Below are 14724 nucleotides of genomic sequence, written 5' to 3'. Positions count from 1 at the left end.
CTGCCCGACCCGCAGGAACTGGTCTTGTGTATCCGCGAACGGCTCTTGGCCTGTGGCGAACGGTTGCGTCCCGGGTGCAGTTAGGGCTGTCTGGGGGAGCCCGTCCGAAGCAGGAGTACGTCGTGGACCTCTTCAAGGGATGCGGCAATGGCTGAGCGATCGACACCGGCCAGGTACTGGAGAACGAGCCCGTCGAGGGCGGCGAACAGCGTGCGGGCCACAACGCGCACATTCTGGGTCAGGCCGGAGGCGCTCAGTCCGGCCGCCAGGGCATTGACGTAGTTTTCGTACAATGCGCTGACGGCTTCGGCAAGCTCGGGACGGCGGCGCGCTTCCAGAATCATCTCGTACTGGAACACCTGCAGTTCGGGTTCAGCCAGCAGCAAATCCAGCAGGGTTTGGGTGAACCATGCAGGCGGCGCACGGGCTGGTTCTCCTTGCCGGCTCCGATATCGCCAACGGCTGGAGCGGATTTATTGACGGAGCAATTGAGAGCGGTATGGCCGCCGCCCGTGACGGAGCCGGCCTGTTGGCACTGCTCCGGTCCTGAACGTCAGTCGTCAACCTCACTACGCTCAGGAACAATAACTGATCGCTGCAAGACAAGCGCCATCCGGTGGCAACTGCCATGCTGGATTTCACGGTGCACCATTGCCCTGGCCCGGCACACTTCCCCAAGCTCTTTCCCCAGCACTCATGACCGTTAAGAAGGATCCAATGAGTATTTCGAATCCCGAATCCCGGACCGCAGAACCCGGTTCACTCCAGGAACACTCCACCGCCCTGCGCGCAGGCAGTATCGGCGTCATGGGCATCCTCTTCTTCGTCCTGTCCGCTCAGGCCCCGCTGACTGGAATCGTCGGAGCAGCACCGCTGGCTGCAGCGCTCGGCAACGGCGCCGGCGCCCCCGGCGCGTACCTCGTCGTCGGCATCGTCATTGTGATCTTCGCTGTCGGCTTCGTGGCCATGAGCCGGAAAGTCCAGGCCAACGGCGCCTTTTACGCCTATGTAACGGCAGCCTTCGGACGCAAGGTCGGCGCCGGGGCGGCATGGCTTGCCCTCCTGGCCTACAGCACGGTGCAGGCGGCGATGTACGGTCTGTACGGCGCCGCGTTCTCCGGGCTGCTGGAATCCGCCGGGATTTCGGTTCCGTGGTGGCTGCTCGCGCTGGTCACCATGGCCGGCGTCCAGGTCCTGGGATCGATGAATATCGAGCTGGGCGCCCGCGTCCTTGCGGTCCTGGTGGGCCTGGAAGTGGCCATCCTTCTGATGTTCGGATTCTCTGTCCTGTTCAAGGGCGGCGGGCCCGAGGGGCTGAATATTGCCGCTTCCTTTGCGCCGGAAGCCATCGCCAGCGGAGCTCCGGGGGTTGCCATCATGTTCGCGGTGGCCTCCATGTTCGGCTTCGAATCGACAGCCATTTACTCCGCCGAGGCTAAGGACCCGCACCGGACCGTTGCGCGGGCCACCTATCTCTCCGTGGGCATCATCGCCGTGTTCTTCTCTTTCATCACTTGGATGCTGGTCAGCTTCTACGGTCCGTCACACGTCGTCGACGCGGCCGGCGCGGCGCTCGAATCCGGCGACGCGACGTCGTTTGTGATCGGCCCGATCGTGGAGACGTTCGGGCCATGGGCCGGGGTCGCCACCGGAGTCCTGCTGTTGACCTCCCTGCTGGCCGGCATCATTGCGTTCCACAACGGGATCAACCGTTACCTTCACTCGCTGGCGCTGCGCGGTTCCATGCCCGCCGTCGTGGCCCGGACCAACCGGCACCGCGCCCCGGCCGTCGCCGCTTGGATCCAGACCAGTGTCGCAGCCCTGCTCGTGGCGCCGTTTGCGCTCCTGGGTCTGGACCCGGTGCTGACCCTGTTTTCCTGGTTCAGCGGCCTTGCCGTCGCGGCACTGCTGGTGCTGTACATGCTGTGCTCCCTCGCCGTCGTCGCCTATTTCCGCCGCGAACGGGTACCCGGACAGCTGTGGCAGACGCTTGTCGCCCCGGTCCTCGCGTCCCTCCTCCTGGCCTGGGTGCTCTACCTGGTGGTCAGCAACTTCACCTCCCTCATCGGAGGAGGGGTTGAAACAGCAGTGGGGCTGCTGGTGGCCGTGCCCATCGTGTTTGCCGCCGGCGTGCTGGTGGAAATCGCTGTGGAGCGCAGGTCCGTTCTCGCGGCGGTCCCTGCCTAACGGGCGGGCCGTAGACGCAGAAGAGGCAGTGCCGGAACCGCACCCCGAGAGCTGGACTTGAAACGAGAGTCCAGGTCTCGGAGATGCGGTCCACTGCCGTGTCACCGCGGGCCGTTCTTCACTCCAGTCCAAAGGCGCGCCCATTGACAGGCGGACAATCGACGGATGCACTAAAGCGCATGGCATCTGACGGGACAAAAGAGACCAAAGAGACTGATGCAAGGCTCCGGATCGCCGACGCTCTGGTGGTCATGGCGCTCGCTGTGACATCGCTGGTCATGATTTGGCGTCCGGAGACGGATGTGGGGCTGGGAATCCTTCAGAGCCTCCTGGCCGCGATGGTGCTTCTCGGAGGTGCGGTAGTTCTAGGCGGAAGGACCCGGGCGGGGAGACTTGTACTAACCCGTCGACGGTGGAAATATTTCACGCTCATCGGGGTGGTGCTAGGTGTCATCATCTTGATTGCCTCGGCGTCGGCCAGCTTCCCCGGCCGTACCGGAGCCACCCCCGCCCTGGCATTGTTCCCAGCCCTGGTGGGTTTGTTTCTTACCCAGCTGTATGAACCGGAAAAGACTGCACAAGCCAAGGCGTCCGACCTCAGCAATCGTGATGCCAAAGTCTGGAAGAGAAGCGCCCTGGTCTCGGCCGCAGTCGGAATCGTCCTCGGCTGCATAGCCGGCCTGGCCGCAGCGGCTGGCAACATCGACTCGCTTGCGCTGCTCCTGCCGATCGCGCTCCTTTTCCTGGTCTTCGCCGCGGCCATCTGGATGATGCTTAGGACGAGGAACCGGCAGTTGGAGGCAAATCCGTAGGTGGTCAGGCGCCGCGCCGCCAGTCGCTGGGGGATTGGCCATAAGCATCCCGGAACGTGCGGCTGAAATGGGCCGCGTCCAGGAACCCCCAGCGGGCGGCGATTGCACCCAGGGAGGTGCCGCTGTGCAGCGGGTCCCTCAAATCGCGGCGGATGCGTTCTAGCCGCTGGGTCCGGATCCAGCTCGCCACGGTGCTCCCGGATTCATGGAAGACGTTGTGCAGGTGCCGGGTGGAGATGAAATGGGCCGCCGCGATCGACGCCGGTGACAGCAATGGATCGGCCAGGTTGGCGTCGATGTACTCGCGGACGGAGGCGGCCAGGAGAGCCTGTGGCTTCATGCTGTCCTGGGCCATGTCCAGTTCCGAGTGCAGCATCGTTGAGACGAGGTCCAGGGCGTTGGCGGCCAGCCGTGATCCGCTGGGGCCGCTCAGCGCGTCCAGGTTCTCCGCGAGATGGGCGATGAAGGGGCCGACGATCGCGGCGAGGCCGCTGTCGGAGGCCATCCGCACGGCCGAAAGCTGCGCGATGCAGTCCGGTGGCAGGGTCAGCGCGTCCCAGGGGAACATCACCACCATGAGCCGGGCGTCGCCCTCGAAGGCAAGCGTGTAGGGCCGGCTGGTGTCGTAGATGGAGAGATCACCAGGGCGCAGGAGGGCCTCGCGGTTGTCCTGGATGAGGAGCCCAGTGCCCTGCAGTTGGAGATTGAGCTTGAAATAGCGCTCGTTGGATTGCGCGATCAGCGCTGGCGTGCGGTGGACCTCATGGCCCGTGGAGGAGACTTCGACGATCGCCACGCGGTCCAGCCTGCGGGCCCGCATGCGGCCGCGGAAGTTGTCCGCGTCTGGGCTCGAGGCGGCCAGGGGGACGAAGGACTCCGCGACGAGGTGCCTCCAGTGCTCGAACGAGGCTGCCGTGCTGGTGCGGACGTCCTGCCCGGCGGGACTGGGGGATGGGCGGGCTGCAACTGCGGTCATCGAAAGATCCTGACGCCGTCGTAATTCGGGAACTGTGTCGTGGGACACAGTCCCTTCAGGGTAGCGCCGCCGGCCGCCGATGTCATCTTTTTTCGACAACCGGCGAAAAAAGAACGGCTCAGTGCTTAGCTGCCCAGCAGCGCCAGGAATCCCTCCATCTGCTCATTCAGGCCGAGTTCCACTTGGCCCTCCGGGGCGAGGGCTGCCGCGATCTGCGCGCCGAGAAGGAAGTTGAGCAACTGCCCGGCCAACGCGGTGTCTGGGACGGCTGTTGTGACGGCGCCGGATTGCCGGGCCTCGGCAAGGTGCCGACTCATCGCCGCAAGCCACTGCTGCATCGAATCACGGTGGATCCGGGCCTTGCCGGGATCGGTGATGGCCTTTTGCCAGAACGGAATGACAATCCGGGCCTCGTTGATCCGTTCCTCATCCAGGGGCAGCACCTCGATGCAAAACGACCTCAAGGCCACGAGCCCGGACTGCCCGGCGGTGACCTCCGCGATGCGTTCGTTGGTGCGGTTGAAGACGTGCCCGAACGCGAAAGTCAGCAGATCATCCTTTGTGGGGAAGTACGGCTTGAGGGCCCCGTTCGCGAAGCCGGCCTCGAGGGCGATTTCCCGCATGGTGGCGCTTTCAATGCCGAGCCGGGCGATGGTCCGCCATGTCGCATCGACGAGTTCAATTCGCCGTTGGTCGTGATCGACAATCTTTGGCACCGGGCAACTCCCCAAAATATTTTGCGTCGGACTCTTGTGGCACATCTTACGTTTCCGTATTCTCTACAACTATAGAAAATAAAGTTCCGACCCGCTAGGGTCACCGAACGAAGGTCGCCATGATGGACGTAAAAACTGACACCCACACTCCGTATAGCCCGTACAGTCTGGCCACGGGGGCCGAAATCACCGCGGTCCAGGGCATCCTGCGTGCCGCCGGCCTGCTGGGGGACACGCAGCGCATCGCGTACCTCGGTCTGGTGGACCCTGCCAGGAACGCGGCGGCCGACGGCGAGGACCGCCGGTTCCGGGTCTTCCTGCACGACGTCTCCGGGGGGAGGCCGGCCGACGTGACCGTCTCGGTTTCCAGCGGCGCGGTGATTTCCGCCGTCGAGCTGGACACAGCAGTGACCGGCGAGCTTCCTGTCCTGAAGGAGGAGTTCGAAGTCGTCGAACAGCTCCTGGCCACGGACGAACGGTGGCTCAAGGCGCTGGCTGGCCGTGGCCTGGACGTCAGCAAGGTCCGCGTTGCCCCGCTGTCCGCCGGTGTGTTCGAGTACCCGGAGGAGAAAGGCCGCCGGATCCTGCGTGGCCTGGCCTTCGTGCAGGATTTCCCGGAGGACAGTGCCTGGGCGCACCCCGTGGATGGGCTGGTGGCGTACGTCGACGTCGTCAGCCAGGAAGTCACGCAGGTCCTGGACACCGGCGCCGTCCCGGTTCCCGCCGAACACGGAAACTACACCGATCCGGAGCTCACCGGCCCGCTGCGCACCACGCAGAAACCCATCAATATCACCCAGCCGGACGGGCCCAGCTTCACCGTCACCGGCGGCAACCATGTCGAGTGGGAAAAGTGGAGCGTGGACGTCGGTTTCGACGTCCGCGAAGGCGTAGTGCTGCACAACCTTGCCTTCGAGGACGGCGGCCGCAAGCGGCCCATTATCAACCGCGGTTCCATCGCCGAAATGGTGGTTCCCTACGGGGATCCGTCGCCGATCCGGTCCTGGCAGAACTATTTCGACACCGGTGAATACCTCGTGGGCCAGTACGCCAACTCGCTGGAACTGGGCTGCGACTGCCTCGGCGAGATCACCTACCTCAGCCCCGTCATCAGCGACGCCTTCGGCAACCCCCGGGAAATCCGCAACGGCATCTGCATGCATGAGGAAGACTGGGGAATCCTGGCCAAGCACAGCGATCTCTGGACAGGCATCAACTACACCCGCCGCAACCGCCGCCTGGTGATCTCCTTCTTCACCACCATCGGCAATTACGACTACGGCTTTTACTGGTACCTCTACCTCGACGGCACCATCGAGTTCGAGGCCAAAGCCACCGGCGTCGTCTTCACCTCCGCCTACCCGGAAGGCGGCTCGGCCAACATCTCCCAGCTCGCCCCCGGCCTGGGCGCTCCGTACCACCAGCACCTGTTCAGCGCCCGGCTGGACATGGCGATCGACGGCTTTACCAACCGGGTGGAGGAAGAGGACGTGGTCCGGCAGGCGATGGGCGAGGGCAACGAACGCGGCAACGCCTTCTCCCGGAAACGCACGGTCATCGCACGCGAATCTGAGGGCGTGCGCGAGGCCGATGCCCGCAGCGGCCGGACCTGGGTCATCTCCAACCTGCAGTCCCGGAACCGTCTCGGCGAACCCGTGGGCTACAAGCTCCACACCGAGGCCCAGCCCACGCTGCTGGCAGACCCGGAGTCCTCCATCGCCCGGCGGGCCGCCTTTGCCACGAAGGACCTGTGGGTGACCCGGTTCGCGGAGGAGGAACGGTACCCCACCGGTGACTTCGTGAACCAGCACGCCGGGGGAGCCGGGCTGCCGGAGTACGTGGCACAAGACAGGGAGCTGGACGGCCAGGACATCGTTCTGTGGCACACCTTCGGCCTGACCCACTTCCCGCGTCCCGAGGACTGGCCCATCATGCCGGTGGACACGGTCGGCTTCAAGCTCCGGCCCGAGGGATTCTTTGACCGCAGCCCCGTGCTGGATGTGCCCGCGAGTGCACAGCCGGCCGGCGGCCACTGCCACAGCTAGTCCGGCGCCGTGAGCATTGCAGGCGGCGTGGGCCGGCGGGGCGGCATCGTGCTTCATCCGCGGATCTGCGCCGCCGTGACGGCGGCGTCCTGCCTCACGCACCTGGGGCTTGCCGCCGGGAACCAGCACGGGACATGGCTGAACCTGCTCATGCTCGCCATGGTGGCTGTGTGCCTGCCGTGTGCCGTGCACATCTGGCGTCACGGCAGGGCCACCGCCCTTCGCCAGGTGATGGCCGCGGCGCTGGCGATGACCGGGGTGCACGCGGTCCTGCTCCTCGGCGCGGGCGCCGGCGGCTCGGGCCACGCCCATTCCGGAGCAGGAAACGCTGCCGCCGCAGCGGCCGGCGCGGCGCCCGTCGGCTCCGGGGCTTTGCTGGCGGTCATCGCGCTGGAAATCACGACGGCGCTGCTCGCCGCGACGCTCCTGGCCCGGCTCAGGGCGCAGCCCCGCGGGTGAACAGCGTCAGTCGTTGAACAGCCCCGCCAGGTCCTCCGCCGTCAGAGCGGAGCCGGTGAGCGCGTCGCCTTCCATGACGTCGGCGAACAGCTGGGATTTCTTTGCCTTGAGCGCCATCACCTTCTCCTCGATCGTGTCCTTGGCGACCAGCCGGTAGACCATGACGTTCCGGGCCTGGCCGATCCGGTGCGTCCGGTCCACGGCCTGGGCCTCCGACGCCGGATTCCACCACGGATCCAGCAGGAACACGTAGTCGGCCTCGGTCAGGTTCAGGCCGAAGCCGCCGGCCTTGAGGCTGATGAGGAACACCGGCGCGGCGCCGTCCTTGAACTCGTTCACGACGTCGGTGCGGTTGCGCGTGCCGCCGTCGAGGTAGCAGAACTCGATGTTCTCCTCGACCAGCCGTTCCCGGACCTTGCCCAGGAAGCCGGTGAACTGGCTGAAAATCAGGGCCCGGTGTCCTTCGGCCACCAGGTCCGCGAGCTGCTCGAAAAGGACATCGAGCTTGCTGGAGCGCACCCCGGACAGTGAAGGATCGATCAGCGACGGGTCCAGGCTCAGCTGCCGGAGCAGGGTCAACGACTGGAAGATGGTGAACCGGTTCTTGTTGACGTCCTCGATCAGGCCCAGGATCTTCTGGCGTTCCCGCTGCAGGTGCGTCTGATACACCTTCTGGTGCCGCGGATTCAGCACGACTTCCAGAATCTGCTCCTGCTTGGGCGGCAGATCCCGGATGACCTGCTCCTTGGTACGCCGCATCATGAGCGGCCGGACCCTGCGCCGGAGCTTGTCCAGCTGCCCCTTGTCGCCGTTCTTCTCCACCGGCTTCTGGTAATACTCGGCGAACCGTTTGGGGCTGGAAAAGAGCCCGGGAGCCACGATTGAGGTCAGTGCCCAGAACTCCATCAGGTTGTTCTCCAGCGGGGTGCCCGTGATGGCGAGTTTGAAGGCGGCAGGCAGTTTCCGGGCGCACTGGTAGGCCTTGGACTGATGGTTCTTGACGAACTGCGCCTCGTCCAGGACCAGGCCTGCCCAGGTCTGGGAGGCGTAGGCCTCATAGTCGATCCGGAACAGGGCATAGGAGGTGATGATGATGTCCGCGCCGGCCATCGCCTCGGCCGGCTGCGAGCCGCTCTTGGCGAAGGTCTCGCCGATGGCGCGCACGCTCAGCCCCGGCGCGAACCGTGCCGTCTCCGCCTCCCAGTTGCCCACCACGCTGGTGGGGGCGACGACGAGGAACGGGGCGGCCCCGTCAGCGGAACCCGCCGCGGAGGGGCCGGCAGAGTGCGCCTCGGATGAGGCTGCTGAGGGCGCGGCAGTCCCGGCAGCGGCATCCTTCGCGGCGCAGATCAGGGCAAGGGCCTGCACGGTCTTGCCCAGGCCCATGTCGTCGGCCAGCACTCCGCCGAGGCCGTGGCGGTACAGGAAGCTCAGCCAGTTGAAGCCCTCCAGCTGATACGGGCGCAGCTCGGCGTTCAGCGACTCGGGCAGGGGAAGCCCCTTGATGCCGCCTTCCAGCAGGCCGCCCACGGACTCACGCCACGCCGCGGCCTGTTCGTCGACGATCCCGAGGTGTGCGAGCTCGTCCCACAATCCTGCTTGGAAGCGGCTGATCTGCAGCGGGGCGTCTTTGTCGCCGGGGTTGTCCTGCAGGGAGCGGGCCTCGTCGATCAGCGCCCGCAGCTGGTGCAGCTCCGGTAGGTCCAGCGAGAAGTACGCCCCGCTGGGCAGCAGCATGCGGGTCTGCCCGGAGGCGAGGGCCGAAAACAGCGCCGCGAAGGAAACCGGCTGGCCCTCCAGGGTGATGACGATGCCCAGATCGAACCAGTCGCGGCTGTCCGTCGCCTTCGTGGAGATTGCCACCACCGGGGCTTCTTCGGCTTCGCGGTAGTCCGCAATCTCGCCGGAGGTATCCACGGAGACATCGCGGAGTTCGCGGAGCCGGGGAAGCACGTCCTCGGTGAAGGCGAGCGTGTCCAAGCCGGCCAGTTCTGCCGTGGCCGCCAGGCGCGGGGTGCCCCAGCCGCCCGTCGCGGATTCGCCCAGTGCCGGCACCACATCCCAGGGCTGCCCGATCCCCTCGAGGATGCGCGCCTCGGCGGGGTCGTCCCGGTAGCCATGGTCGCCCGGATGCCGCCACAGCGGCTGCGCCGTGACGAGGTTCCCGGACTTGTAGTGCCATTCCCAATGCAACCGGACCCTGTGGTCCGCCCCGTAGTTGGCCAGCAGGGACAGGTTGGGGACCGCCAGCGTGGGCAGTTCCACCGACTCGTCGGAGGCGGTAACCCGGGCGGTCTGCTTCAGCTTGGGGTAGAAGCCGGTCAGGAAACGGCTTTCGTCCCGCGCGGGGATATGCAGCGTGGTCCCGCCCGTGACGAAGGTCAGCAATTCCTCGCTGAGACCGCTTTCCAGTGGGGCAAGGGTGATGACGGGGTCGGCGGGGGCGATGCCCGGCAGGGCGTCGCCGTCGGAAGCCAGGAAGATCCCGTGCGCCGGGCGGCCGATGGTCCCCACCGACGCCGGATCCACCACCTCGCCTTCGAACGTGATGGTCGGCGCGAGCTCGAGCCCGCCGTTCTCCCCTTCGGCGCCGAACCTCGCCAGGTTCAGCCCGACGGCGGCAGGCTGCTCAACCAGCCGCACCGGCTCGTCGCCGCGGCTGTGGACCAGCGCGACGCCGATCTTCTTGGCCTGGGACAGCAGGCTCCACAGGTTCTTGCCGGCGTAGGTGTTCAGCCCCAGCCACAATCCGGTGCCGGAATGCTGGCGGTTCGCCACGGCGGTGTGCGAGGCAAGGAATTCCTGCATCCACTCCACATGCGCCTCGTTGCATTCGCGCCGGTAGTTCAAATAGCTCAGCGTGCTCCAGGAGACATCGCCGCGGATCCACTTGCCCTTGGCCCCCATGATGACGGGGCGTGCCTTGAGCTGGCGGACGCTGCGGAGCGGATCGCGGCGGCCCGTATAGGAGAAGTGCGGGGCGGGTTCCTCGATGTCGAACTGGAGCGCCAGCGGGGTGCCGTTGGCGGACGGCGTGATCCCCGGGTGGGCGATGAGGGAGCTAAGGGCCTGCTCCCAGTCGGCCATTTCCGGCGGCGCGCTCTGGCGGGCCAGCCGAGTGCCCTCGGCGGGGGCCAGCAGTTGCAGCCGGGTGGCAGGGTTGTCTTCGGCCGAGAAGAGCAGGGCCGCCACGTGCTTGCAGTCCTTGCGGACCGGGCAGCTGCAGACGCCCACTGTGCAGCTCCAGCCGCCCGCCTTCCGGACAAGCTTCGCCGTCGTGGAATAGGGCACGTCCGAACCGCCCCGCACCTTGCCCAGCAGCAGGCCGGTGGCGGCATCGAAGGAGATCCCGGAAACGCGGCTCCCCATGGCGTAGGCGAGTCCGGCCGCAAGGGAGCGGTCGTTGATCGCGGGGGTCTGAATCGCCAGTGCCGCACTCTCGTCCGGATGGGATGGCATGTGCGCGCTACTTTCGGCAGGTGGTCATCTGATCCATCTTACCGAGCCTTCGCAGGCCCCGGAACTTCGCCGGCGGCCGCGGAACCGCCGCCCAAACTTCGCCTGACGTTCAACTGGGGCTGGGCTGCCCGCCGTGAAGGCGGACCTACCGTGGAGATGTCCGGAGTATCAGCAGTGCCAGCAGTAAGGATTCCCCATGACCAACGGTGAGCCCACCACCCAGTCCGCCCACAGTTACCCCACCGTGCTGACCACGGAAAGCCTCAACGGCGGAAACGAGGACGTTGTCGACGCGAACGTCAACGTGGTCAACGCCATGTTCGAGGAGTTGCTGGATGCGGACGAGGTCTCCCCGGCCGCGCTGCGCAGCTACTACGTGGACTTCTACCTCACGCAGGCCCTGGCCGGCGGCTTCGCGCAGTACGTTTTTACCGCGCCCGAACGCGAGGAAGTCGATCCCTACGTCCGGGAAGGCCTGGCCGCCATGGGTGCCGCCGCGCACCTGGACCTCTTCAACCGCACAGTGGCCGCCTTCGGTGCCCTGACCGACACCGACGTCGACACGTACCTCGACGGCGGCAGCGGCTGGACCGCCGAAGGCGACACCGAGGGCGACGAACCGGGGGACGCTGTCTCCGACGCCGTTCGCGGCATGGAAGAACTGGACGGGGAATTCGAGTCGGTCCTCGCAGCGGAGGACATCGCGGCGCTGAACGCCGCCTGGCTGCGCGGGCAGGCGGACTTGCTGGTCCTTGCGGACGACGACCTCGACGCCCACATAGCCAGCCGGGTGGCCCGGCTTTCCGACCTCGCGGAGCGCCAGGCGGCAGCCGCCGAGGAAGCCCTCCTGGACGCGCCGGAGTTCGAACAGATCATCCGGGAGCTGTGCGACATTGCCGGCCACAGCCTGGAGCGGATCACCATGGGCGATCCCAACTACGAGCACAACGGGGAAACCACCCTGGCCTGGCACTTCACCACCGAACAGGGCGAATTCCTCATGTTGGAAGACGATGACGAGGCCTTCATGCTCAACCCCCGGACCCAGGAAATCCTCGCGGCCGTGGAGTTCGAAGACACAGCGGATTTTGAAGACACAGTGGAGTTCGAGCAGGCCCGCGCGTAGGCGGCCTTCCCCGACAGTTTTCCGGTACGGCCGGCGCCTGCCCCCAAATGCAGGCGCCGGCCGTGCCGCGCTTAGTATCTCGGCCCCGGCGAACCGCACTAGGTGGATCCCCAGCCTTGGGCCTACGGTACGGGCGGTGCGGTGATCATCTCCCCGGACGGTGCCACGAGGTACCAGACCCCACCCACGCCCTGGCCCGTGGTGTCTCCCGCGGCCTGGTCCTTGGAGTAGTAGTAGATCGGCATCCCGTTGATGGTCACCTGCATCTTTCCGTCAGCCGTTGGGATGGTTCCGACCTTGCCGGTGACGCCGTTAACGGTGGGGGTCGCCGTCGTCGAGGTGACAGGGGGCCACGACGTCAGGCACGCGCCGGTGCAAGCGCTGTTCCCGGAGTCCTTCGTGTTCTTGGTGAAGTAATAGACGCTCAGTCCCTTGTCGGCCACCACGATCTGGCCCGCCTTGGACTCGCCCACCGAGAGAACCGCGGCGGCCATGGACGCCGACGCCGAACTCGCCGGCGCGCTGGACTCTGCGGGAGCGGAGGTGGCCGGTGCCGCCGACGTCGGCGTCGTGGTGGTCGCTCCGCCGCCGCAGCCGGACAGTAGCGCGGCAAGGGCTAAAGCGGACAAGCCAATGCTGAGGTGCTTCTTCATTGCTGCTCCTAGGCTCGAGCCAGCCCAACTCAGAGGCCGGCGCTACCCGATACGACGGCGGGGAGCGCGGAATGGTTCACGGCGGAGCCGACATGTTCATCCTGGGGCTGTCCTGGGGCACACTGAACTATTGGGTCCGCCCGTACGTCATACAGGGGCAGAACAAGAAATCCCGGGGAGGTGGGAAATGCCGCTGGATGAAGACGTCGTGGCTGCGATTTACCGCGACCATGGGACGGCCTTGAAACGCTTCGTCCTCAGCGCCTCCCGGGATCCGCAGCTCGCCGACGACGTCGTCCAGGAGACCGTGTTGCGGGTCTGGCAGCAGGCGCCGCAGATCACCGGCAGCCTGCGCAGCTATCTGTTTCGTACGGCCCGCAACATCATGATCGACAACTACCGCAAGGCTCAACGGCGTCCGCAGGAAGCCGGCGAACGCGATGTCCCGGACCTTGCCGTCGGCGCCGGACGCATCGATGACCTGCTCAACAAGGTCCTGATGGAAGAGGCGCTGCTGCGGCTCAGTGCGGAGCACCGCGAAGTCCTTGTTGCCCTCCATTACCGCCGCTACACAGTCCAGGAGGCATCCGCCCAATTGAAGATCCCCAGCGGCACGGTGAAGTCCCGGGCGTTCTACGCCCTGCGGGCCCTTCGGTCGATCCTCGACGAAATGGGGGTGCAGCGGTGAACGGAACCGAGCTGCATCACCTCCTCGGCGCGTACTTGCTCGGCGGGCTGGAGCCGGCTGACGCCGCAGCCTTCGACCAGCACCTTGCCGTGTGTGCCGAGTGCCGCCGGGAGTTGGACGATCTCGCCAGCCTCCCCGCGCTGCTCGACGCGATTCCGGTACCCGACGCCGTCGCGCTCACCGCGGCGGCTGCTGCCGCCCGCGAGCGGACGCTTGTTCCGCCGGACCCCGTACCCGTCCCGCGCCGGCTCCTGGACGAGCTCGCCGCCCGCCGCCGGAAAGTGCGGCGCCGGTGGACGGCGGCGGTGGCCGCCGCCGCCGCCGCATGCCTGGCGGTGGGGATCATGGCCGCCCCGCTGCTCAACCAACCCGCCAAACCGGACGCGAGCTATTCCGTTGCGGCCAGCAGCGGGATGCAGGTCACAGTGGGGCTGGTCAAGAAAACCTGGGGCACCGAGCTGGCGGTGGACGGCCGCAGCCTGCCCGTCGCCGGTACCCTCTCGCTCTGGGTGAAGGACCGTGACGGCGGCGAGGACCGCGCTTGCTCGTGGACAGCCACTCCCACCGGCAGGGTCCGGATTACCGGGGCGACGCCGGTGCAGCTGACCAAGATCGCCAGCGTCGCGCTGCGTGACGAGCAGCAGAAAACCGTGGCTGTTATCGCCGTGCCTCAGGGTTAGCGCAGTCCTGGGTGTCGCAGCCCAGACGGGCGCACCAGGCGGATGCACCCAACAGTCTGCGCGAGCCTACATCTTCGCGAGCTTGGCCCGCACCACCATGTAGATGCCGTAGCAGATCAGGCCGATACCCACTGCGGCCAGCAGATACACGCCGAACGGCTGCTCCCGCAGGGCCTTCAGGCTGCCGTCGAGCCCGGTTGACTCTTCGGGGTGTGCCGTGACCGTGGCGATGATGATGAGCAGGCCCACCAGCAGCAAGGCGAAGCCCTTGGCCACATAGCCCACCATGCCGATGACCGTCACTGCGGTGCGCGCCTGCGGCTGGGACGGCATCCGCAGGTATTTGATGAAGGACTTCTTGAAGCCGCGGATCGCGTAGACGATTCCCGTGACGGCGACCGCGACGCCGATGACCACCAGGAGCGCAACGCCGCCCGGTGCCTTCATGAGGTTTACGGTCATATCGGAAGTTGACTCGCGGTTGTCGGAGCCGGCCCCGGTGGCCACCGACGCGAGCGTCAGGGCGAACGCGGCGTACACCACGGCCTGCAGGGCTGCCTTGAGTTTCTTGCCGACCTTTTTCTTGGTCGGCAGGTGACCGAAGTCGAAGATGGCGTCGGACGTCTGCCAGATGGCCAGCGCAACGCAGGCGGCAAAAGAGGTCCAGAGCAGCAACGGCCCGGCCGGCTGCCCGGCGAGCTCTTCCACCGCGCCGCTGACATCGGCCTGGCCCCGGCCCCCCATGGCGAGCCGGATCGCGACCAGCCCGATGAGGAAGTGCAGCAACCCAGACACGGCGAAACCGGCCCGTGCTGCGATTTCGAGCGGCTTCGAATTGGTGACGTCCTCGGCGACGTCCGCGGCGTCCTTCATTTCTCGTTTGATGATCGTTTCCTTAGTGCTACCAAGCGTGGTTCGTTCCG

General features: G+C 66.4%; 13 protein-coding genes. 7 read left to right on the top strand and 6 right to left on the bottom strand.

Annotation, left to right across the window (positions count from 1 at the left end; translation table 11 throughout):
* Window positions 1–80: 80 nt before the first annotated feature.
* Window positions 81–395: a hypothetical protein gene (locus tag M2428_RS17015; RefSeq protein ID WP_277527211.1), complete on the bottom strand. Its 315-nt coding sequence runs from the start codon at window positions 393–395 to the stop codon at window positions 81–83.
* A gap of 322 nt (window positions 396–717) precedes the next feature.
* Here M2428_RS17015 and M2428_RS17010 point away from each other — a divergent pair, with 322 nt between their 5' ends.
* Both M2428_RS17010 and M2428_RS17005 read left to right on the top strand, forming a co-directional pair.
* Window positions 718–2187 carry an APC family permease gene (locus M2428_RS17010; protein ID WP_277527142.1) on the top strand — a complete coding sequence of 490 codons (1470 nt, stop codon included), beginning with the start codon at window positions 718–720 and terminating at the stop codon, window positions 2185–2187.
* A 179-nt stretch (window positions 2188–2366) separates the two neighbouring features.
* Entirely contained in the window at window positions 2367–2999 is a 633-nt protein-coding gene (locus tag M2428_RS17005; protein WP_277527141.1) for a hypothetical protein, read from the top strand.
* Between the two features lie 4 nt (window positions 3000–3003).
* Here the strand turns inward: M2428_RS17005 and M2428_RS17000 are convergent, their stop codons facing one another.
* Window positions 3004–3975, bottom strand: coding sequence for a helix-turn-helix domain-containing protein (locus M2428_RS17000; protein ID WP_277527140.1), 972 nt, complete (start codon window positions 3973–3975; stop codon window positions 3004–3006).
* A 125-nt stretch (window positions 3976–4100) separates the two neighbouring features.
* On the bottom strand, window positions 4101–4691 hold the full coding sequence (locus M2428_RS16995) for a TetR/AcrR family transcriptional regulator (RefSeq protein WP_277527139.1): 591 nt from the start codon (window positions 4689–4691) through the stop codon (window positions 4101–4103).
* 122 nt (window positions 4692–4813) lie between these two features.
* Here M2428_RS16995 and M2428_RS16990 point away from each other — a divergent pair, with 122 nt between their 5' ends.
* On the top strand, window positions 4814–6736 hold the full coding sequence (locus tag M2428_RS16990) for a primary-amine oxidase (RefSeq protein ID WP_277527210.1): 1923 nt from the start codon (window positions 4814–4816) through the stop codon (window positions 6734–6736).
* A gap of 9 nt (window positions 6737–6745) precedes the next feature.
* Window positions 6746–7195 carry a hypothetical protein gene (locus M2428_RS16985; protein WP_277527138.1) on the top strand — a complete coding sequence of 150 codons (450 nt, stop codon included), beginning with the start codon at window positions 6746–6748 and terminating at the stop codon, window positions 7193–7195.
* A 6-nt stretch (window positions 7196–7201) separates the two neighbouring features.
* On the opposite strand, the gene M2428_RS16980 is transcribed toward M2428_RS16985, so the two are convergent.
* Complete coding sequence (locus tag M2428_RS16980) at window positions 7202–10654, bottom strand: DEAD/DEAH box helicase (RefSeq protein WP_277527137.1); 3453 nt, start codon at window positions 10652–10654, stop codon at window positions 7202–7204.
* A 196-nt stretch (window positions 10655–10850) separates the two neighbouring features.
* Between M2428_RS16980 and M2428_RS16975 the strand changes: the two genes are divergently transcribed.
* The gene (locus tag M2428_RS16975) at window positions 10851–11780 is read left to right on the top strand and encodes a hypothetical protein (RefSeq protein WP_277527136.1); all 930 of its coding nucleotides are present in this window, start codon (window positions 10851–10853) and stop codon (window positions 11778–11780) included.
* A gap of 122 nt (window positions 11781–11902) precedes the next feature.
* Here the strand turns inward: M2428_RS16975 and M2428_RS16970 are convergent, their stop codons facing one another.
* Entirely contained in the window at window positions 11903–12433 is a 531-nt protein-coding gene (locus M2428_RS16970) for a hypothetical protein (protein WP_277527135.1), read from the bottom strand.
* A 187-nt stretch (window positions 12434–12620) separates the two neighbouring features.
* Between M2428_RS16970 and M2428_RS16965 the strand changes: the two genes are divergently transcribed.
* Entirely contained in the window at window positions 12621–13121 is a 501-nt protein-coding gene (locus M2428_RS16965; protein WP_277527134.1) for a sigma-70 family RNA polymerase sigma factor, read from the top strand.
* A complete protein-coding gene (locus tag M2428_RS16960; protein ID WP_277527133.1) occupies window positions 13118–13801 on the top strand; it encodes a zf-HC2 domain-containing protein in 684 nt (227 codons plus the stop codon). The genes M2428_RS16965 and M2428_RS16960 overlap by 4 nt, the downstream gene beginning before the upstream one ends.
* A 66-nt stretch (window positions 13802–13867) precedes the next feature.
* On the opposite strand, the gene M2428_RS16955 is transcribed toward M2428_RS16960, so the two are convergent.
* Complete coding sequence (locus M2428_RS16955) at window positions 13868–14674, bottom strand: DUF1206 domain-containing protein (protein ID WP_277527132.1); 807 nt, start codon at window positions 14672–14674, stop codon at window positions 13868–13870.
* Window positions 14675–14724 lie beyond the last annotated feature (50 nt).

The sequence above is a fragment of the Arthrobacter sp. ES3-54 genome (assembly GCF_029504395.1).
In the GTDB taxonomy this organism is placed as follows: domain Bacteria; phylum Actinomycetota; class Actinomycetes; order Actinomycetales; family Micrococcaceae; genus Arthrobacter.
The sequence above is the reverse complement of the archived record's forward strand: the minus strand, read 5'-3'. Positions and strand labels throughout refer to the sequence as shown.

Excerpts from the sequence above, each read along its gene's own strand:
- M2428_RS17010 (WP_277527142.1), top strand. The coding sequence starts at position 718 with ATGAGTATTTCGAATCCCGAATCCCGGACCGCAGAACCCGGTTCACTC.
- M2428_RS17005 (WP_277527141.1), top strand. The coding sequence starts at position 2,367 with ATGGCATCTGACGGGACAAAAGAGACCAAAGAGACTGATGCAAGGCTC.
- M2428_RS17000 (WP_277527140.1), bottom strand. The coding sequence starts at position 3,975 with ATGACCGCAGTTGCAGCCCGCCCATCCCCCAGTCCCGCCGGGCAGGAC.
- M2428_RS16990 (WP_277527210.1), top strand. The coding sequence starts at position 4,814 with ATGGACGTAAAAACTGACACCCACACTCCGTATAGCCCGTACAGTCTG.
- M2428_RS16980 (WP_277527137.1), bottom strand. The coding sequence starts at position 10,654 with ATGCCATCCCATCCGGACGAGAGTGCGGCACTGGCGATTCAGACCCCC.
- M2428_RS16975 (WP_277527136.1), top strand. The coding sequence starts at position 10,851 with ATGACCAACGGTGAGCCCACCACCCAGTCCGCCCACAGTTACCCCACC.
- M2428_RS16970 (WP_277527135.1), bottom strand. The coding sequence starts at position 12,433 with ATGAAGAAGCACCTCAGCATTGGCTTGTCCGCTTTAGCCCTTGCCGCG.
- M2428_RS16965 (WP_277527134.1), top strand. The coding sequence starts at position 12,621 with ATGCCGCTGGATGAAGACGTCGTGGCTGCGATTTACCGCGACCATGGG.
- M2428_RS16955 (WP_277527132.1), bottom strand. The coding sequence starts at position 14,674 with ATGAAGGACGCCGCGGACGTCGCCGAGGACGTCACCAATTCGAAGCCG.